Origin of the sequence: Kineococcus vitellinus (assembly GCF_009906315.1) — a bacterium.
In the GTDB taxonomy this organism is placed as follows: domain Bacteria; phylum Actinomycetota; class Actinomycetes; order Actinomycetales; family Kineococcaceae; genus Kineococcus; species Kineococcus vitellinus.
Genome location: NZ_JAAALL010000696.1, coordinates 1 through 238, shown reverse-complemented (window position 1 = coordinate 238; position 238 = coordinate 1). Strand labels below are relative to the sequence as shown.

Here is a 238-nt window from a genome sequence, read left to right as displayed (position 1 = left end):
GACTCCAGCGCCTCCACGCGCTTGCCGAGCGCCAGCACCTGGTTCTCCAGCTCGAGGATGCGCTTGATGCCCGCGAGGTTCACGCCGTCCTCCTGGGACAGCCGCTGCACCTCGCGCAGCTGCGCGAGGTGCAGCGGCTGTCCCAGGAGGACGGCGTGAACCTCGCGGGCATCAAGCGCATCCTCGAGCTGGAGAACCAGGTGCTGGCGCTCGGCAAGCGCGTGGAGGCGCTGGAGTC

Annotated in this window: 2 pseudogenes; one reads left to right on the top strand and one right to left on the bottom strand. The window is 69.7% G+C overall.

The features are described 5' to 3' along the window. A pseudogene (locus GTQ99_RS27660) lies at positions 1-128 on the bottom strand (MerR family transcriptional regulator); the annotation flags it as partial. Between GTQ99_RS27660 and GTQ99_RS27665 the strand changes: the two are divergent. Continuing rightward, positions 111-238, top strand: a pseudogene (locus GTQ99_RS27665) (MerR family transcriptional regulator); the annotation flags it as partial. The pseudogenes GTQ99_RS27660 and GTQ99_RS27665 sit on opposite strands and share 18 nt — an antisense overlap.